The 16,385-nt window shown below is 64.8% G+C and carries 20 protein-coding genes; 12 read left to right on the plus strand and 8 right to left on the minus strand.

Features of this window, described 5'->3' with window-relative positions; translation table 11 throughout:
* Nucleotides 1-7: 7 nt before the first annotated feature.
* The 3 genes from ACGYLX_RS00720 (at nt 8) to ACGYLX_RS00730 (ending at nt 2,741) form a co-directional block, all read left to right on the plus strand.
* Nucleotides 8-727 carry a 16S rRNA (uracil(1498)-N(3))-methyltransferase gene (locus ACGYLX_RS00720; RefSeq protein ID WP_394446780.1) on the plus strand — a complete coding sequence of 240 codons (720 nt, stop codon included), beginning with the start codon at nt 8-10 and terminating at the stop codon, nt 725-727.
* Nucleotides 728-743: 16 nt separating this feature from the next.
* Entirely contained in the window at nt 744-1,274 is a 531-nt protein-coding gene (locus ACGYLX_RS00725; RefSeq protein WP_067265571.1) for a hypothetical protein, read from the plus strand.
* 96 nt (nt 1,275-1,370) lie between these two features.
* A complete protein-coding gene (locus ACGYLX_RS00730) occupies nt 1,371-2,741 on the plus strand; it encodes a glutamate--cysteine ligase (protein WP_394446782.1) in 1,371 nt (456 codons plus the stop codon).
* 34 nt (nt 2,742-2,775) lie between these two features.
* Here ACGYLX_RS00730 and plsY read toward each other — a convergent pair whose 3' ends face one another.
* The 4 genes from plsY to ACGYLX_RS00750 all read right to left on the minus strand — a co-directional run bounded on the left by plsY (nt 2,776) and on the right by ACGYLX_RS00750 (nt 6,454).
* Entirely contained in the window at nt 2,776-3,384 is a 609-nt protein-coding gene (gene plsY, locus ACGYLX_RS00735; protein ID WP_394446784.1) for a glycerol-3-phosphate 1-O-acyltransferase PlsY, read from the minus strand.
* Nucleotides 3,384-4,664, minus strand: a complete 1,281-nt coding sequence (pyrC, locus tag ACGYLX_RS00740) for a dihydroorotase (protein WP_394401898.1) — start codon at nt 4,662-4,664, stop codon at nt 3,384-3,386. The genes plsY and pyrC overlap by 1 nt, the downstream gene beginning before the upstream one ends.
* A 252-nt stretch (nt 4,665-4,916) precedes the next feature.
* A complete protein-coding gene (locus ACGYLX_RS00745) occupies nt 4,917-5,450 on the minus strand; it encodes a hypothetical protein (protein ID WP_271688208.1) in 534 nt (177 codons plus the stop codon).
* 56 nt (nt 5,451-5,506) lie between these two features.
* Nucleotides 5,507-6,454, minus strand: a complete 948-nt coding sequence (locus tag ACGYLX_RS00750) for an aspartate carbamoyltransferase catalytic subunit (RefSeq protein ID WP_394446786.1) — start codon at nt 6,452-6,454, stop codon at nt 5,507-5,509.
* Nucleotides 6,455-6,563: 109 nt separating this feature from the next.
* Between ACGYLX_RS00750 and ACGYLX_RS00755 the strand changes: the two genes are divergently transcribed.
* The 3 genes from ACGYLX_RS00755 to moaB are packed head-to-tail and all read left to right on the plus strand — an operon-like array spanning nt 6,564 to nt 8,474.
* Entirely contained in the window at nt 6,564-7,328 is a 765-nt protein-coding gene (locus ACGYLX_RS00755; RefSeq protein WP_394446788.1) for a uracil-DNA glycosylase family protein, read from the plus strand.
* Nucleotides 7,321-7,935 carry a LysE family translocator gene (locus ACGYLX_RS00760; RefSeq protein ID WP_394446789.1) on the plus strand — a complete coding sequence of 205 codons (615 nt, stop codon included), beginning with the start codon at nt 7,321-7,323 and terminating at the stop codon, nt 7,933-7,935. Before ACGYLX_RS00755 ends, ACGYLX_RS00760 begins: the two co-directional genes overlap by 8 nt.
* Entirely contained in the window at nt 7,932-8,474 is a 543-nt protein-coding gene (moaB, locus tag ACGYLX_RS00765; protein WP_120351758.1) for a molybdenum cofactor biosynthesis protein B, read from the plus strand. The genes ACGYLX_RS00760 and moaB overlap by 4 nt, the downstream gene beginning before the upstream one ends.
* 9 nt (nt 8,475-8,483) lie before the next feature.
* On the opposite strand, the gene ACGYLX_RS00770 is transcribed toward moaB, so the two are convergent.
* Nucleotides 8,484-9,296 carry a protein-disulfide reductase DsbD domain-containing protein gene (locus ACGYLX_RS00770; RefSeq protein ID WP_394446791.1) on the minus strand — a complete coding sequence of 271 codons (813 nt, stop codon included), beginning with the start codon at nt 9,294-9,296 and terminating at the stop codon, nt 8,484-8,486.
* A gap of 164 nt (nt 9,297-9,460) precedes the next feature.
* Here ACGYLX_RS00770 and ACGYLX_RS00775 point away from each other — a divergent pair, with 164 nt between their 5' ends.
* Complete coding sequence (locus ACGYLX_RS00775) at nt 9,461-10,015, plus strand: YqgE/AlgH family protein (RefSeq protein WP_394448063.1); 555 nt, start codon at nt 9,461-9,463, stop codon at nt 10,013-10,015.
* On the opposite strand, the gene ACGYLX_RS00780 is transcribed toward ACGYLX_RS00775, so the two are convergent.
* Nucleotides 10,012-10,953, minus strand: coding sequence for an L-threonylcarbamoyladenylate synthase (locus tag ACGYLX_RS00780; protein ID WP_394446793.1), 942 nt, complete (start codon nt 10,951-10,953; stop codon nt 10,012-10,014). The genes ACGYLX_RS00775 and ACGYLX_RS00780 overlap by 4 nt on opposite strands.
* Nucleotides 10,954-11,111: 158 nt before the next feature.
* Between ACGYLX_RS00780 and ACGYLX_RS00785 the strand changes: the two genes are divergently transcribed.
* The 5 genes from ACGYLX_RS00785 to ACGYLX_RS00805 all read left to right on the plus strand — a co-directional run bounded on the left by ACGYLX_RS00785 (nt 11,112) and on the right by ACGYLX_RS00805 (nt 15,310).
* A complete protein-coding gene (locus tag ACGYLX_RS00785) occupies nt 11,112-12,839 on the plus strand; it encodes an acyl-CoA dehydrogenase (protein ID WP_394446795.1) in 1,728 nt (575 codons plus the stop codon).
* Nucleotides 12,839-13,915: an MBL fold metallo-hydrolase gene (locus tag ACGYLX_RS00790; RefSeq protein WP_394446797.1), complete on the plus strand. Its 1,077-nt coding sequence runs from the start codon at nt 12,839-12,841 to the stop codon at nt 13,913-13,915. The genes ACGYLX_RS00785 and ACGYLX_RS00790 overlap by 1 nt, the downstream gene beginning before the upstream one ends.
* A 3-nt stretch (nt 13,916-13,918) precedes the next feature.
* Entirely contained in the window at nt 13,919-14,383 is a 465-nt protein-coding gene (locus ACGYLX_RS00795) for a DUF6173 family protein (protein WP_394446799.1), read from the plus strand.
* A 150-nt stretch (nt 14,384-14,533) separates the two neighbouring features.
* Nucleotides 14,534-14,668, plus strand: a complete 135-nt coding sequence (locus tag ACGYLX_RS00800; protein ID WP_394416950.1) for an aa3-type cytochrome c oxidase subunit IV — start codon at nt 14,534-14,536, stop codon at nt 14,666-14,668.
* Between the two features lie 33 nt (nt 14,669-14,701).
* Nucleotides 14,702-15,310 (plus strand): hypothetical protein, encoded by a 609-nt coding sequence (locus ACGYLX_RS00805; RefSeq protein WP_394446801.1) that lies wholly within the window; start codon nt 14,702-14,704, stop codon nt 15,308-15,310.
* 9 nt (nt 15,311-15,319) lie between these two features.
* Here ACGYLX_RS00805 and ACGYLX_RS00810 read toward each other — a convergent pair whose 3' ends face one another.
* A complete protein-coding gene (locus tag ACGYLX_RS00810; RefSeq protein ID WP_394448064.1) occupies nt 15,320-15,646 on the minus strand; it encodes an AzlD domain-containing protein in 327 nt (108 codons plus the stop codon).
* A complete protein-coding gene (locus ACGYLX_RS00815) occupies nt 15,646-16,368 on the minus strand; it encodes an AzlC family ABC transporter permease (protein ID WP_394446803.1) in 723 nt (240 codons plus the stop codon). Before ACGYLX_RS00815 ends, ACGYLX_RS00810 begins: the two co-directional genes overlap by 1 nt.
* Nucleotides 16,369-16,385 lie beyond the last annotated feature (17 nt).

The following is a 16,385-nucleotide window of genomic DNA, read 5'->3' on the forward strand; positions in this document are numbered from 1 at the left end:
TGGCCCTATGAACGCGAAAATCAGATTGTATGTAGATCAGCCCTTGGGGCAGGGGCAAACGGTTCCTTTGGCGCGCGAGCAGGCGCATTACCTCTTTGGGGTGATGCGGCTCACGGTCGGGGCCGGGGTGCTTTTGTTCAACGGGCGCGATGGCGAATGGCTGGCCGAGGTCGCCGAGGCGGGCAAGCGCGGCGGGGTGCTGACCTGTGTCGAACAGACCCGGCCTTTACAAATGCCGCCGGATCTATGGCTGCTCTTTGCCCCGATCAAAAAGACCCGCACCGACTTCATCGTCGAAAAAGCGGCTGAGATGGGGGCCGCGCGCATCGTGCCGGTGATGACCGAATTTACCAACGCAGGCCGCGTGCAGCAGCCGCGCCTACAGGCCCATGCGGTCGAGGCGGCAGAGCAATGCGGCGGCACCTATGTGCCGGAAGTGGCCGAGGCCGAGAAGCTGGGGCGGTTGTTGGACCAGTGGGACAGCAGCCGTCAGATCATGTTCTGCGATGAGGCTTTGGCCGGGGAGAGCGGCGCGCTGCCGCCGGATGCGCAGGGGCCATGGGCCATTCTGATCGGTCCCGAAGGCGGCTTTTCCAAGGGCGAGCGCAAACGGCTCCACGGTTTCGATCACGCCCATGCGGTCACGCTCGGCCCGCGCATCCTGCGGGCCGATACGGCGGCCGTGGCGGCGATGACCATGTGGCAGCAGGCTTTGGGAGATTGGTGATGCAAAAGGTGGCCCGATGAGTTTCCTGCGCCAAGGCGCCCGCGACCAGCTTTGGCGCTGGCGCGAAGCGATTGTCGGCGGCGGGCTGATGGGCCTTGGCCTTTGGCTGGTGGCGGGGCCGGGGTTCCTGCTGGCGGTGCCGGGCTATGCGGCGCTGGCGGGCGGTGCCGCGCTGATCTGGCTTGGCGTGCAACGCGCGCGCTTTCGCGGGCAGGGCGATGGCGCGGGCGCGGTGCAGGTCGTCGAAGGGCAGATCACCTACTTTGGCCCGCTGACCGGCGGCACGGTCGCCCTGCGCGAGTTGCAGCGGCTTAGCCTCGACCGGCAGATGTTTCCGGCCCATTGGCGGCTTGAGCCGCGCGATGATGAGACGCCTTTGTTGATCCCGGTGAACGCCGCAGGCTCCGAGGCGCTGTTTGATGCTTTCGCCGCCTTACCGGGGCTGCGCACCGAGAGGATGCTCTTTGAGCTACGCAAGACCCGCCATGACGCCGTTGTGATCTGGGAGCGCGCGCCGCTGCGCCCGGCGCATGTCTTGCTGCATTGACAGCCCCGGCAAATCCGCCCATCCCTGCAAGACGCGACGCCACGTCGACAACTTAGAAGACACCCAAGACGATCCTTCAAAACGGAGCCCTCGCATATGTCCATTCCTCAATCCGGCGGCGGCCCGATCGAACATCACGACCAGATGGCGCAGTATCTGGCGGACGGCTGCAAGCCGCGCGAAGACTGGCGCATCGGCACCGAGCATGAGAAGTTCGGCTATTGCAAGGACACTCTCAAACCGCTCCCCTATAAGGGGGAACGCTCGATCCGGGTGATGCTGGAAGGGCTGCGCGACCGCCACAATTGGTCCCCTGTCGAAGAGGGTGGCAAGCTGATCGGGCTTGAGAAAGACGGGGCCAACATCAGCCTTGAGCCGGGCGGCCAGTTGGAACTCTCGGGCGCCCCGGTCGAGACCATTCACGAGACCTGCGACGAGGTGAATACCCACCTTCGCGAAGTGAAAGACGTGGCCGATGAGATCGGCGTCGGTTTCATCGGTCTGGGGGCCGCGCCCGAATGGTCGCATGAGCAGATGGATCTGATGCCCAAGGGCCGTTACAAGCTGATGGACGGCTATATGCAAAAGGTCGGCACCATGGGCACCACCATGATGCGCCGCACCTGTACCGTTCAGGTCAACCTCGACTTCGCGAGCGAGGCCGACATGGTGCAGAAGATGCGCGTCGCCGTGGCGATGCAGCCCATCGCCAATGCGCTTTTCGCCAATTCGCCCTTCCTCGACGGCAAGCCCAACGGCGTGAAATCCACCCGCGGGCTGGTCTGGCGCCATCTCGATGACGCGCGCACGGGCATGATCCCCTTCGTTTTTGATGAGGGCTTCGGCTTTGAGGCTTGGGTGCAATACGCGCTCGATGTGCCGATGTATTTCGTCTACCGCGACGGCAAGTATATCGACGCGCTCGGCCAGTCCTTCCGCGACTTTTTGAAAGGCGAGTTGCCCGCGCTGCCCGGCGAGAAGCCGACGCTGAGCGATTGGGCCGACCACCTCACCACGCTCTTCCCCGAGGCGCGGGTCAAGAAGTTCATCGAGATGCGCGGCGCCGATGGCGGCCCGTGGCGGCGGCTTTGTGCCCTGCCGGCCTTCTGGGTGGGGTTGATGTATGACCAAAGCGCGCTGGATGGGGCGTGGGATCTGGTCAAAGGCTGGGATGCCGAGACACGGGAAGAATTGCGCATCGCCGCCTCCACCCACGGCCTTCAGGCCGAGGTGGGCGGGCTCAAGATGCATGATCTGGCACGCGAAGCGGTAGCCTTGTCAGAGACGGGGCTGAAAGCTCGCGCGCGTCCCGGTGCCGGTGGGTTGGTCCCGGATGAGACGCATTTTCTCAACGCTCTGCGCGACAGTATCGAGACGGGCCGCGTGCCTGCGGATGATCTGCTGGCGGATTACCACGGGACATGGAACGGCGACCTGAGCCGTATCTACGCCGAATATTCCTACTAAAGGGTAAAGAGGCTGATGCCGCCCTCGGGCGGTGTCAGCCTTTCTGGCCGATCCGCGATTCCGTGCCTGCACGAATCCGGCGGATGTTGTCGCGGTGCCGCCAAAAGATCTGCAGCGTCAGGGCGATGCCCAAGAGCAGCATTTCCCCGTAGCCGAGAAACACCAGCAAAAAGGTCGAGCTTGCCGCCGCCGCCAGTGCGGATAGGGACGAGATGCGCGAGAGTGCCGCCGTCGCCAGCCAGACCGCACAGCAGGCCAGCCCGACCGGCCACGCCAGCGCCAGCATGAGGCCCAGAAAGGTCGCCACACCCTTGCCGCCACGAAAGCCAAGCCAGACCGGGTAGCAATGGCCGATCATCGCGCCAAGCGCCGCCGCCTGCGCCGCATCCTCGCCCGCGAAGGCACGGGCCAGCAGCACTGCCACGGCCCCTTTGGCCCCATCCAGCAATAGCGTCAGCGCTGCGGCCTTTTTGTTGCCAGTGCGCAGCACATTGGTCGCGCCGATGTTACCCGACCCGATGCTGCGCAGATTGCCCAGCCCCATCATCCGGGCCAGCACCATGCCAAACGCGATGGAGCCGATGATATAGCCCGCCAGCGCCCAGAAAAGGATCATTTCGATAGAAGTGTCGATAGGGGGCATCAATTCGCCTCGTAAACGCAGGAACCTGCTACATAAGTTGCCACGACCTTACCCTGCATCCGCATCCCGTCAAAGGGCGTGTTGCGGGATTTCGACCGCAGCGTCGCGCGGTCCAGCACGAAGGGCGCATCGGGGTTGAACAGCACCATATCCGCAGGCGCCCCCACGGCAATCCGCCCGCCCGGCAGGCCGAGGCGTTTGGCTGGGTTCAGCGACAGCGCGCGCCAGAGCGTGGGCAGGTCCATCATCTCGGCATGGACCAGACGCATCGCGGCGGGCAGCAGCGTCTCCAGTCCCACCGCGCCGCTGGCGGCCTCCTCGAAGGGCAGGCGTTTGCTCTCTTCGTCCTGCGGGGTGTGCATGGAGCAGATGATGTCGATCAGGCCGCTCGCCACGGCTTCGACCACGGCAAGGCGGTCTTCCTCATCGCGCAGCGGCGGCTTCACCTTGAAGAAGGTGCGGTAGTCGGCCACGTCGAGCGCGTTCAACGTCAGGTGGTGGATGCCGACACCGGCGGTGATGTCGAGCCCGTTGCGCTTGGCGCGTTCCAGCGCGGGCAGGGCGCGGGCGGTGGTGATTTGGTCGGCGTGGTAGCGCGCGCCGGTCATCTCAATGAGGGCGATGTCGCGGTCCAGCCCCATCCGCTCGGCCATGGGTGAGACGGCAGGCAAGCCGCGCAATGAGGCGAATTTGCCCGAGGTGACGGTCGCCCCCTTGCTCAGCCCCGGATCCTGTGGGTGGGCGATGACCAGCGCGCCGAGGCTGCGGGCATAAGTGAGCGCGCGGGAGAAGACCTTGGTATCCGTCACCACGCGGTCGCAATCGGTGAAGGCAGCGGCGCCTGCGTCCATCAGAAAGCCGATCTCGGTCATCTCGCGCCCCTCGCGGCCCTTGGTGAGCGCGGCCATGGGCACGACGTTCACCGGTGCTGCCTCATTGGCGCGGCGGGTGACGAATTCGAGCGTCTCGGGGCTGTCGATGGCCGGATCGGTGTCGGGGCGCGTGACCATGGTGGTCACCCCGCCCGCCGCCGCGGCAAGGCCCGCAGAGCGGTAGCTTTCCTTGTGCCGCTCGCCCGGTTCGCAAACTTTGACGCCGATGTCGACGATACCGGGGGCGAGGATATGGCCGCCGCAATCGACCAGTTCCGCGCCCTCGGGCGCTGTGGCCCCATCGGCCAGCACCTCGGCAATCACCCCGTTGCGGACCAGAACCGCAGCAGGCTCAAGCGTGCCAGCCTGAGGGTCGAGAAGGCGCAGATTGGTGAAGAACTGGGTCATGGGCGGGCCTTTGGTGCGATAGCGGATGCGCCGCTGTCATGCCCCAAATCGCCCCCCAAACCAAGCGGTCTTTTGGGCGCGGGCGCGGCGCACGCGCCGCTAGCCGCCAATCCAGATCATCAGCCCGACCACGCCAAAGGCCACCAAAAGGGCGACCATGGCGATGCGGCCAGACATTTTCGGATCGTGTTCAGGTTCTTGCATGGGCCAGATGTAGCCCGCCAGCACCAAGGGTGCCAGCGGTTTTCGCGCTTAGGCCAGCAGCCACCAGATGATGAGCAGGATCAGCACGGCCACTGCGACGATCACCATGGTCTTGCCGCCGCCGCCCTTGGCGGGCTCGGAAGGGGCGACGCGGGGGATGCCGGTGTAGGGCTGGGCGGCTTCGGCCTCCATCGCCTGCACCGGCGTGTCGGGGCCGCCTTCGGTATAGGTGCCGATATGGGTCAGCGCCGGGATCGGAGCCAGTTGCAGCGACTGCCCGGCAAAGGCGCGGGAGTAGACGATCATCACCCAACCATCGAGCGCGGCAAGCTTGCTGCGGTCCGTCTCGATCTGGTCGGGGTTCACGCCATTGCCGTCGCGCAGATAGCCCGCAAGCCCCAGTTGATCGAGGTCGGCCACCCGGAAGACCTCTGTATAGGCTGCGTCGATCCGATCGACCCCGAGGGCCGCGGCCTGTGCGGTCTCATCATCGCGCATCGCCCGCGCCTCGGCATCCGAGAGCGAGAGGGCATAGACGCGAACCTTGCCAGCTTCTTGCGGGGCGACTTCTGTATGGGGCATGACGGCTTCCTTTGACTGTTCTCAGGAAAACGCCGCTTGGCCCGTCGGGGTTCCGGTCAGGCCGCGCCGGGTTGGGCGGCGATGTGGTTGCGCGCCAGCAGGTCCATCGCGGCCATGCGCACGGCGACGCCCATCTCGACCTGATCCTGAATGACGGAACGGTTGATGTCGTCGGCCAAAGTGCCGTCAATCTCCACCCCGCGGTTCATCGGGCCGGGGTGCATGACGATGGCGTCGGGGCTGGCATGGGCGAGCTTTTCGGCATCCAGCCCATAGCGGTGGTAATACTCGCGCTCCGACGGGATAAAGCCGCCATCCATCCGCTCTTTCTGAAGCCGCAGCATCATCACCACATCGACACCTTCGAGCCCCTTTTTCATATCGTCGAAGACCTCGACCCCAAACTGGTCGATCTGGCTGGGCATCAGGGTCGGCGGGCCGACAAGGCGGATGCGGTTTTCCATCTTGCCCAGCAAGAGGATGTTCGACCGCGCCACACGGCTATGCGCGATGTCGCCGCAGATGGCGATGCTGAGCCGGTGCAGCCGCCCCTTGGCGCGGCGGATCGTCAGCGCGTCCAAGAGCGCCTGCGTGGGATGCTCATGCCGCCCGTCGCCCGCGTTCAGCACCGCGCAGTTCACCTTTTGGGCCAGCAGGTCCACCGCGCCGGATTGCGGGTGGCGGACGACCAGCAGATCGGGGTGCATGGCATTCAGCGTCATCGCCGTGTCGATCAGCGTCTCACCCTTTTTGATCGAACTGGCCTGCATCGCCATATTCATCACATCCGCGCCAAGACGCTTGCCCGCGATCTCGAAACTCGCCTGCGTGCGGGTGGAGTTCTCAAAGAACATGTTGATCTGCGTCAGCCCGCGCAGCGCGTCGGAATGTTTGTTCGGCAGGCGGTTCCGGTCGGCATAGGTGTCGGCCAAATCCAGAAGGGTGGTAATGTCGGATTGCGAGAGCTGCTCGATGCCAAGCAGGTGGCGATGGGCGAATGACATGGTGGCGATCCCTTCTGCTGTTGCCGCCTTATAGGCGCGGGGGGCTTGGCGCGTAAAGCGCAGCGATAGGGCATTTCGCCCCCCGTCCTCAGGGCGTAAGCTGCGGGTCATGGAATCATTCGATTATCATCAGGCGGCAGAGATGCTGGCGTGGCAGGTCGAGCTTGGCGCGACCGAGGCGATCTGCGATGCGCCGGTCAACCGCTATGAGGTGCCCGCAAGCGCGCCCAAGGCCAGCGCCAAGCTGGCCAAAGGACCGCAGCCCCTGCAAGCGTCAGAGCAGCCCGACCCGGTGGCGCTGGCCCGCCGCGCCGCGCAGTCCGCGCAGACATTGGAAGAGCTGCGCGCCGCGATCCAAGGGTTCGAGCATTGCGAGCTGCACAAGGGCGCGCGCAATCTGGTCTTTGCCGATGGGGTGCCCGGCGCGCCGTTGATGATCTTCGGCGAATCCCCCGACCGCGACGAAGACCGCGCGGGCAAGCCCTTCGTGGGGCGTGCGGGTCAGATGCTCGATCGGATGCTGGCGGCGATCGACATGGGGCGCGACCGCAATGTCTATCTGTCGAACATCCTGCCGTGGCGCACGCCGCAGGGGCGCGACCCAAAGCCAGATGAGATCGCGATGATGCGCCCCTTTGTGCAGCGTCATATCGAATTGGCCAAACCCAAGGTTCTGGTGCTCTTTGGCAATTGGTCTTGTCAGTCGCTTTTGGAGAAACGCAGCATCATGCGCCTGCGCGGCAATTGGACCAAGGCCGCCGATCTTTCTTGCATGCCGATGGTGCATCCCGGCTACCTGCTACGCAATCCCGAGGCCAAGCGCGAGGCTTGGGCCGATCTGCTCAGCGTTCAGGCCAAGCTGCGCGATGGTTGATGCGCTGACCCTTCTGGCCTTCGTGCCCGCCGCCTTAGCGCTGAACCTCACGCCGGGGGCGGATATGATGTTCTGCCTTGGGCAGGGGCTGCGCTCGGGCCCGCGGGCCGCATTGGCGGCGAGCGCGGGGATCTCGGCGGGCGTGCTGGTGCATGTGGCTTTGGCCGGGTTGGGGCTGGGCGCGGTCGTCGCGGCGCTGCCTTGGGCGCTGGACATGATCCGCTGGCTCGGCGTGGCCTATCTGCTCTGGCTTGCGGTGCAAACGCTGCGGCAGGCCGGAAAGCCGCGCGATACGACGCCCGGCATGGGCGGCTGGCGCGCTTTCAACACCGGTTTCGCCGTCAATCTGACGAACCCCAAGGTGATCCTTTTCGTGCTGGCCTTCCTGCCGCAATTCGTTGTGCCCGAGGCCGGGCCGGTCTTGGCGCAGTTCTTGACCTTTGGTGCGGTGCTGGCTCTGGGCGGTTTCGTCATCAACGGCGCGGTCGGGGTCTTTGCCGCTGGGATCGGACGGCGGCTGGCGGGCGGTGGGCGGCTGCTTGGCTGGATCAGCAGCGGTATTTTCGTGGCTTTGGCCACGCGTTTGGCAATGATGGAGCGGACATGAGCAGGATCGACGACAGCCGGGAGTTCATCCCCGTGAGAATCGCGGTGCTGACCGTTTCGGACAGCCGCAGCTTGGCCGAGGACCGCTCGGGCGACGTTTTGGTCGGACGGATCGAGGCGGCGGGCCATGTGCTGGCCGCCCGCGAGATCGTGACCGACGACCGCCCCGCTATCGCGGCGCAACTGCGCGACTGGTGCGCGGACCCTGAGATTGACGTGGTAATCAGCACCGGCGGCACTGGCCTCACGGGGCGCGACGTGACGGTCGAGGCGCACCGCGATGTCTATGAGAAAGAGATTGACGCCTTCGGCACGGTCTTCACCATGATCTCAATGGAGAAGATCGGCACCAGCGCGGTGCAAAGCCGTGCGACGGGCGGCGTGGCGCAGGGGACATATCTATTTGCGCTGCCGGGCAGCCCGGGGGCATGTAAAGACGCATGGGATGGCATCTTGCTCAAACAGTTGGACTACCGCCACATGCCCTGCAACTTCGTCGAGATCATGCCGCGGCTGGACGAGCATCAGCGCCGCAAGTAGCGCGCGGGTTTAACCCGAGGTGCAGCCCGTCACCTCGACCGCGTGGTTCTTGCCAATCACCGTGATCCGAATGGCGGAACGGTCGAGCGCCAGCGCGGTGCCATTCTCGGCGATCATCTCACCGCTGGCGACAAGCGTATTTCCCGACCGCTGGCTCACGGTCTCGCTCATCCACATGTTGGGATTGCCGGGTTCGATTACCACGGTCTCCTTACCCCCGGCAGAGGGCAGGGCCAGCCGGGTTTCGATCTCCAGCCCACGCGCGGTGGGGCGCAGACTACAATGGGCGCTTTTCAGACCAGCTTCGGCCCCGGAATAGGGCCGCGCGGCAAAGGCGGCGGCGATGGCCGGGGTGGGCTTGCTGTCGCGGGTGTCGAGCAGGGCGCGCAGGTGGATGGTCTGCGGCAGGCAGATGTCGCTGCAGACGCCAAGGTCGATGCTGGTGTCTAATGTCACCGGCGCACCGGGGCTGCGCGGGGTGATGGTCAGCGGCAGGATCACCTCGCGGGCATAGCCGATGGAGTTCACCCCGCCTTGGTCAAAGACCTTGGGCGCGGGCCATGTGATCTGCACATCGCGCAGGTTGTCCGAGCCGGACCAGTCGAACTCCGGCGGAATGCCCGCGTCACCGGGGCTGCGCCAATAGGTCTTCCAACCCGGTGCCATGCGCAGCCGGATCGCCGCCACCCGCCGCCCGTCAGGCTGTTGCCAACCAGTGAGCAGATCGCCCCGCAAGGGCGTGCCGACAGCATCCTGCGCCGCGGCGGGCAGGGCGAGGGTGAGACAGGAGAGAAGGGCGGAAAAGAAGCGCGATATGGTCATGCGGACTTGATGCGGTATCCTTTCGCGCCTGCCAAGTCACATTTGCATCATCCATGTTTCGCCGATGCGGCGGACGGTGGGGCGCCTCTCTTGTTTTGTGAGGCGCAAGCGGCCATGTTCAAAGAAAGGTTACCTTCAGGAGGTGGGCGTTGACGGGGCAGACGATGGAACTGACGGGCAAGCTGCTGGTCGCGATGCCGGGCATGGGCGATCCGCGTTTCGCGCATTCGGTGATCTATCTTTCCGCGCATTCCGAACAGGGGGCGATGGGGTTGATCGTCAACAAACCCGCCCCGGAACTGCGCCTGTCGGATGTGCTGGATCAACTGGTCGAAGACACACCGCCGCAGGCCAAATCGCTGGCCGTGCATTTCGGCGGGCCGGTCGAGACGGGGCGCGGCTTTGTGCTGCATTCCGACGAATACCGCTCGGCCATTGAGACGCTGCGCGTGGGCGATGGCATCGCCCTGACCACCACCCGCGACATCCTCGAAGACATCGCGACCGGCAAGGGGCCAGAGCGCGCGCAGTTGATGCTGGGCTATGCGGGCTGGGGGGCGGGGCAGTTGGAGGGCGAGATTGCGCAGAACGGCTGGCTGACCTGCGAGGCCTCGCCAGAGGTGATTTTCGACCTGCCGGATCCCGAGAAATGGGGCGCGGCGCTCAAGACGTTGGGGATCGACCCCTTGGGGCTGTCGGCCTCAGCCGGGCACGCCTAACGCGGTGCTGCGGCGCGGGCCAATCGGTCGTTGATCGCGCGGCCCAGCCCGTGATCGGGGATCGGGGCCACAGCGATGGTCTGACCGGTGGCGTCCAACTGGTGCAGGTGGTCGAACAGTTTCGCCGCCGCCTCGGTCAAATCGCCGGAGGGGGAGAGGTTGAGATCGCAGATCATCTCGCCAAAGCCAAGCAGTACTTCACCCGGTCCCGCCGTCCGCGCATTCAGCCGCACCGCCGCACCGGGCGCGTAATGCGAGGCGAGCTGCCCCGGCGCGATGATCTCGGCCCCATCGACAACCTCCAGCCTTTGGCCAAGCGCGGCCTCGATCGCCTCGCTCGGCAGGCCGCCTGCGCGCAGCAAGGCGGGGCGGGGGCCGGTCAGGCCGATGATCGTGCTTTCCAACCCAACGGGGCAGGCGCCGTCGTCCAGCACCGCTGCGATCTTACCGTCGAGGCCCGCCCGCACATGATCCGCCGTGGTCGCGCTGATCTTGCCCGAGGGGTTGGCCGAGGGCGCGGCGACCGGACCGCCGAGCGCCTGCAAGACCTGCCGCATGGCGGGATGGGCGGGCACGCGCACCGCAAGGCTCGGCAGCCCCGCCGTGACCAGCGACGACAGCCCGCTGTCGGGCTTCAGCGGCAAGACCAGCGTCAGCGCGCCGGGCCAGAAGGCCTGCGCCAGCCGGTCGGCCTGTTCGGTCCAGTCGACATAGCGTTTGGCGGTGTCGATATCCGGCAGATGCACAATCAGCGGGTTGAAACTGGGCCGCCCCTTGGCGGCGTAAATACCCGCCACGGCCTCACCATTACGGGCATCCGCGCCAAGGCCGTAGACCGTCTCTGTCGGCAGGGCGACCAGGGCGCCGTCTTGCAGCAGGCGTGCCGCGCGGGCGATGCCTTGGGGCGTGGCGGTCAGGGTCTCGGTCGGCTGGGTCATCGGGTGTTTCGGCCTGTCGGATCATGCAGCATCCCGTGACGCCGCGTTTGGGTTGCGGGGGGCGGCCGGGCATTTCATGCTGGCGGCAACATAAACCAGCCTTTATCAGGGCCATGTCAGGCTTGCCAGAACAAGCGCGCCTTTCAGGAGGATATGATATGCCGTACCGCGCCGCCGTGGATGACTACCGTTTTCTGATCGAGGACGTGTTGGATTTCGCAACGCTTCGCAGCACCGACCGTTTCGCTGAGGCCAGTGAAGACGTCACCGGCGCGATCCTGTCAGAGGCCGGACGGCTTTGCGATGACGTGCTGGCGCCGCTGCAACGGGGCGGGGATTTGCACCCCGCAAAGCTGGAAAACGGCGTCGTGCGCACCTCTCCGGGGTTTGCCGAAGGTTTCGCCGCGATTGCCGAGGGCGGCTGGATCGGCATGTCGGCGGATCCGGAGTTTGGCGGCATGGGCCTGCCGATGACCCTGACCAGCGCGGTCAACGAGATGATGAGCGGCGCTTGCCTGTCGCTGCAACTCGCCCCCCTGATGAGCCAAGGCCAGATCGAAGCGCTGGAGCACCACGCGAGCGACGCGATCAAGGAATTGTACCTGCCCAAACTGATCTCGGGCGAATGGACCGGCACGATGAACCTGACGGAGCCGCAGGCGGGATCGGACGTAGGCGCGCTGAGCAGCCGGGCCGAAGACAATGGCGACGGGACTTATGCGGTCTCTGGTCAGAAGATCTACATTTCTTGGGGCGACAATGATTTTGCAGGCAATGTCTGCCATCTGGTTCTTGCGCGCCTGCCGGGTGCACCTGCGGGGACCAAGGGGATCAGCCTTTTCCTCGTGCCGAAGTTCATCCCCGATGAGAATGGCGCGCCGGGCCAGCGCAATGGTGTGAATGTGGTCAGCCTTGAGCATAAGATGGGCCTGCATGGTTCGCCCACCGCAGTGATGCAATATGACAAGGCCACCGGCTGGCTGGTGGGCCGCGAAGGCGGCGGTATGGCGGCGATGTTCACCATGATGAACAACGCGCGCCTTGGTGTCGGCGAACAGGGCATCGGTGCAGCCGAAGGGGCCTATCAACTGGCGCTGGACTACGCGCTGGAGCGCAAGCAGGGCCGTTCCCCCGTCGAAGGCGGCACCGGCACCATCGTGGATCACGCCGATGTGCGCCGGATGCTTTTGAGCATGAAGGCCGATATCTTTGCCTCCCGCGCGATTGCGCTGAGCTGTGCCTATGCCAGCGATATGGCGCGCGCCGGGCAGGGGGATGAATGGGGCGCGCGGGCCGCGTTCCTCACCCCGATCACCAAGGCATTCGGCACCGACGTGGGCATCAGCGTCGCCGAGATGGGCGTGCAGGTGCATGGCGGCATGGGCTTTATCGAAGAAACCGGCGCGGCGCAGTTCAGCCGCGATGTGCGCGTGACCGCGATCTACGAGGGCACCAACGGCATTCAAGCGATGGACCTTGTGGGCCGCAAGATGATGGACGGCGGCGAGGCGGCGAACCGGCTCTTGGATGAGATCGAAGCCCATGCCGAATCCGCACGCGGCCCTTTCCCGCGCATGGCCGATGCGGTCTGGCAGGCGAGCGAGACCCTGCGCGAGGCGACCGAGTGGATGACCGCGCAGAAGGACATGAACGCGCGGTTCGCCGGTGCCGTCCCCTATCTGCGCGCCTTCGCCCGCGTGATGGGCGGTCATCTGCATCTGCAAGCCGCCATGGCCGAGAAGGCCGCCGGCGCGGGCGATGCGCGGGCCAAGCTGGCGCGGTTCTATATCCAACGTCTCTTGCCCGAGCATCAGGGCTTGTTGGCCCATGCACAGGCCGGGGCAGAAGACCTCTATGCGCTTGATGTCGAAGATCTGAAAAGCTGATGACAGAGCAGGCCACCCTCTCCACCGCTTCGCCAAAAACCCCCAAGGGGCTGCGCTATCCTTGGGAGGTGCCGCCCACCGAGGGGGAGGCGATTGAGGTGGCGCCGGGGGTGCTTTGGTTCCGCCTGCCGCTGCCGATGAAGCTGGATCACGTCAACGTCTATGCCTTGGACGAGGGCGATAGCTGGACGGTCATCGACACGGGCTTTGCCTCGCGCCGGGCCAAGGAAATTTGGCGCGGGTTGATGGCGGGGCCGCTTGGCGGAAAGCCGATCTCGCGCGTGGTCGTCACCCATCACCACCCCGATCATATCGGCCTTGCCGGGTGGTTGCAGACCGAGTTCGGGGCGGAACTGGTCACCACGCGCACCGCGTGGTTGACCGCGCGGATGTTGACGCTGGATGTCCAAGAGGTGCCGGTCGCCGAAGCCCTTGCGTTCTACCGCAAGGCGGGGATGGCCGCGGCGCTCTATGACAAACGCGCCAGCGAGCGGCCTTTCAATTTCGCCGATGTGGTGGCTCCGCTGCCGCTGGGGTTCACCCGCATCCGGCAGGGCGATGTGATCCGCATGGGCGGGCGCGATTGGGAGGTGCATATCGGCAATGGCCACGCCCCCGAACACGCGACCTTTTGGAGCCGTGACGACAATCTGGTGATCGCGGGGGATCAGATCCTGCCCTCCATCAGCCCCAACATCGGCGTCTACCCGACCGAGCCGATGGCCGACCCCATCGGCGAATGGCTGGAGGCTTGCGAGCGTTTCGTCCCCTTGGCGCGGGAGGATCATCTGGTGCTTGGCGGGCACAAGCTGCCCTTCACCGGCCTGCCGACGCGGCTAAAGCAACTGATTGAGAACCACCACAGCGCCCTGCGCAGGCTTCTGGCCTATATCGACACGCCGAAATCGGCCTCGGAATGTTTCGCGCCGCTGTTTAAGCGCAGCATCGGCGAGGCGGAATATGGCCTCGCGCAGGTTGAAGCCGTCGCCCATCTGAGCCACCTTTACCAAGCCGGAGAGGCCACGCGCAGCTTGCGCGCGGCGGATGGCGCATGGGTGTATCAGCGCAAGGGGTGAGCGATGGGCGATGAGGTGAAAACGGCAGCCGAGGCCTATGAGGCTGCGGCATTACCGCGCATGCATGAGGTGCATACGGGCACCGATCAGCCCAAGTCGGGCGATCAACCCCTGCCCAAATCGGTGACCGACAAGCCGGTGAAACAGAGATCAGCCGCGCAATGGGCCTATGAGCGGGTCGTGCTCTACCTCAAGAATTTCGAGGAAAAGCTCGATAACGATCATGAGGCGGCGATTGGCTTTGCCGGGGGCGATGCCGGGGTGCTGCGGATCGAAGGCATGGGGTATTTCGACCCCGATATCATCACCTTTTACGGCGTCGATCCGGCAGGGGCGCGGGCGCAATTGGTGCAGCATGTGGGGCAGCTAAACGTGATGCTGCGGGCCTTGCCAAAAAAGGTGCCCGATGCCGCCCCGCAACGGATCGGCTTTCGACTGGTTGCCGATCTGGAAGACGACGAAACCTGAGAGACTCTATAACGTGCGGGGAAGTGTAAGATTCCCCTATAGCGCGTAGTTCTGCGCAAAGCTAGTATGGTTTTCTGCGCATCAATCCCCCGTGACAGGGTGATGCGAATAGGTTAATCAGCGCCAACAAATTGTCTTAGGGAGACGAAAATGGCTGAACATGAACACGGCAGCATGAACTACGAAGCGCAGCAAAAGACCTTTGACGGGTTCATGACCTTCGTGACTCGCGGCACCGTTGTCATCCTCGCGATCCTTGTTCTGTTGGCGATCTTTGCCGGTTGATCACGTCCTATCCCTAGGCGCGAGGGTAACGGTTTGAGAACTCTCTTAGTGTCGATTGCGCTTGTTGGCGTTCTGGCTGGCTGTTCGGTGGATCAAAGCCCCGATAGCCCGCCCGACGTTGTGGCGCGTGCAGCCTACCGCGCGCCCGAGCCGCCCTCCCTCACATTGATGACCATGGTGAACAACCGCACCGGCAGCGGCGGCCATAGCGCGCTGATGGTGAATGGCTCGCAGCGGGTGATCTTCGATCCCGCCGGATCGTTCCGCGACGCGCGCATGGCCGAGCGTGGCGATGTGCTCTACGGTGTGACGCCCGCATGGTTGCAGGCCTATAAATCCGCCCATGCCCGCAGCACCTTTCATGTGGTCAGTCAGGAAATTCCCGTCAGCCCCGAAGTGGCCGAGCGTGCGCTTCAGTTGGTGACATCCAACGGCGCGGTGCCCGGTGCCTTTTGCGCCAGCGCCACCAGCGGCATTCTAAGCCAGTTGCCCGGGTTTCAAAGCGTTGGGTCGACCTACTATCCCGTCAAGCTGCAAGAGCGGTTCGAGGCCCTGCCGGGTGTCACCACGACGAAATATTACGAAGACGATGAAGGCGACGTGATCGACGCCCTGCGCGCGGCGCAACTGGCGCAGCAGTAGCGCCCGCGCTTATCCCACCAGATAGAGCATCCCATAAAGCGCCGCGGCCCCCGACAGGATCGCGGCGAGGACGTTCTTGCTCACCAATCCCACCCCCAATGTCACCGCCGCCGCCGTGACGCGCGGCAGGTCGAACTGCCCCCCGGTGGCCGAGGGCCAGATCACCTGCGGTGCCACCAATGCGGGCAGAATCGCCACGGCGGTATAGCGCAGATGCCGCAAAAGCCACGCGGGCATCTGTTTGTTGCCGACCAATCCGGTAAAGACAAAGCGCAGGAAAAAGCTGCCCAGTCCAAGACCGATGATCACGACCCAAAGTGCGGTTCTATCGATCATCATGCCGTGCTCCCCGGTTTGCGCCGTTCCATCCAAGCCTCGACCTGCGCGCCGGTGATCATGCCCGCAAGCCCCGCGATGATCAGCCCAAGCGCATAGGGCACCTCGACGGCGAAAAGGCTCACGACCACCGCCACGACCGCCGCTGCCACATGGGCCAGCGTGCGGAACATCGGCGCGATCATGGCGAGGAAGGTGATCGGAATGGCAAAATCCAGCGCCCAACTGTCAGGCACGCTGGAGCCGACCATCGCCCCGATCAGCGTGAAGATATACCAAAGCGGCACCACCGGCGTCACGGTCCCAAAGAAATAGGCCATCCGCTGCGGCACGGTCATCTGCGGGTCGCGCTCATACTGCGTCATCGCCGCGACATAGGATTGATCCACCGTCATATAGGCCGCCAGCGCCCGCTGCCACAGCGGTGCGCCGCCGATCCACGGGGTGAGAGAGGCCGAATACATCGCCATACGCAGGTTCACCGCCAGCGCAGAGGCCAGGATGATCGCCGTGGGCACGTCTTCTCGCAGCAGTTGCAGCGCCGTGAACTGCGCGGCCCCGGCGATCACCACGATCGAAAAGGTGAGCGTTTCGAACACGTTCAACCCGGCCTCGGTCGCCAATAGGCCAAAGAGCGAGGCAAAGGGGATGATCACCAGCACAAAGGGCAGTGCGTCGACGATCCCTTTGCGATAGGCGGATTTGGTGGTGGTGATGGCCATGGCGAACTCTTAAATAT

It is taken from the genome of Sulfitobacter sp. 1A13496 (genome assembly GCF_043557225.1).
Taxonomy (GTDB): domain Bacteria; phylum Pseudomonadota; class Alphaproteobacteria; order Rhodobacterales; family Rhodobacteraceae; genus Sulfitobacter; species Sulfitobacter faviae.

Coding starts and splice junctions, on each gene's coding strand:
- ACGYLX_RS00720 (WP_394446780.1), top strand. CDS start 8: ATGAACGCGAAAATCAGATTGTATGTAGATCAGCCCTTGGGGCAGGGG.
- ACGYLX_RS00725 (WP_067265571.1), top strand. CDS start 744: ATGAGTTTCCTGCGCCAAGGCGCCCGCGACCAGCTTTGGCGCTGGCGC.
- ACGYLX_RS00730 (WP_394446782.1), top strand. CDS start 1,371: ATGTCCATTCCTCAATCCGGCGGCGGCCCGATCGAACATCACGACCAG.
- plsY (WP_394446784.1), bottom strand. CDS start 3,384: ATGCCCCCTATCGACACTTCTATCGAAATGATCCTTTTCTGGGCGCTG.
- pyrC (WP_394401898.1), bottom strand. CDS start 4,664: ATGACCCAGTTCTTCACCAATCTGCGCCTTCTCGACCCTCAGGCTGGC.
- ACGYLX_RS00745 (WP_271688208.1), bottom strand. CDS start 5,450: ATGCCCCATACAGAAGTCGCCCCGCAAGAAGCTGGCAAGGTTCGCGTC.
- ACGYLX_RS00750 (WP_394446786.1), bottom strand. CDS start 6,454: ATGTCATTCGCCCATCGCCACCTGCTTGGCATCGAGCAGCTCTCGCAA.
- ACGYLX_RS00755 (WP_394446788.1), top strand. CDS start 6,564: ATGGAATCATTCGATTATCATCAGGCGGCAGAGATGCTGGCGTGGCAG.
- ACGYLX_RS00760 (WP_394446789.1), top strand. CDS start 7,321: ATGGTTGATGCGCTGACCCTTCTGGCCTTCGTGCCCGCCGCCTTAGCG.
- moaB (WP_120351758.1), top strand. CDS start 7,932: ATGAGCAGGATCGACGACAGCCGGGAGTTCATCCCCGTGAGAATCGCG.
- ACGYLX_RS00770 (WP_394446791.1), bottom strand. CDS start 9,296: ATGACCATATCGCGCTTCTTTTCCGCCCTTCTCTCCTGTCTCACCCTC.
- ACGYLX_RS00775 (WP_394448063.1), top strand. CDS start 9,461: ATGGAACTGACGGGCAAGCTGCTGGTCGCGATGCCGGGCATGGGCGAT.
- ACGYLX_RS00780 (WP_394446793.1), bottom strand. CDS start 10,953: ATGACCCAGCCGACCGAGACCCTGACCGCCACGCCCCAAGGCATCGCC.
- ACGYLX_RS00785 (WP_394446795.1), top strand. CDS start 11,112: ATGCCGTACCGCGCCGCCGTGGATGACTACCGTTTTCTGATCGAGGAC.
- ACGYLX_RS00790 (WP_394446797.1), top strand. CDS start 12,839: ATGACAGAGCAGGCCACCCTCTCCACCGCTTCGCCAAAAACCCCCAAG.
- ACGYLX_RS00795 (WP_394446799.1), top strand. CDS start 13,919: ATGGGCGATGAGGTGAAAACGGCAGCCGAGGCCTATGAGGCTGCGGCA.
- ACGYLX_RS00800 (WP_394416950.1), top strand. CDS start 14,534: ATGGCTGAACATGAACACGGCAGCATGAACTACGAAGCGCAGCAAAAG.
- ACGYLX_RS00810 (WP_394448064.1), bottom strand. CDS start 15,646: ATGATCGATAGAACCGCACTTTGGGTCGTGATCATCGGTCTTGGACTG.
- ACGYLX_RS00815 (WP_394446803.1), bottom strand. CDS start 16,368: ATGGCCATCACCACCACCAAATCCGCCTATCGCAAAGGGATCGTCGAC.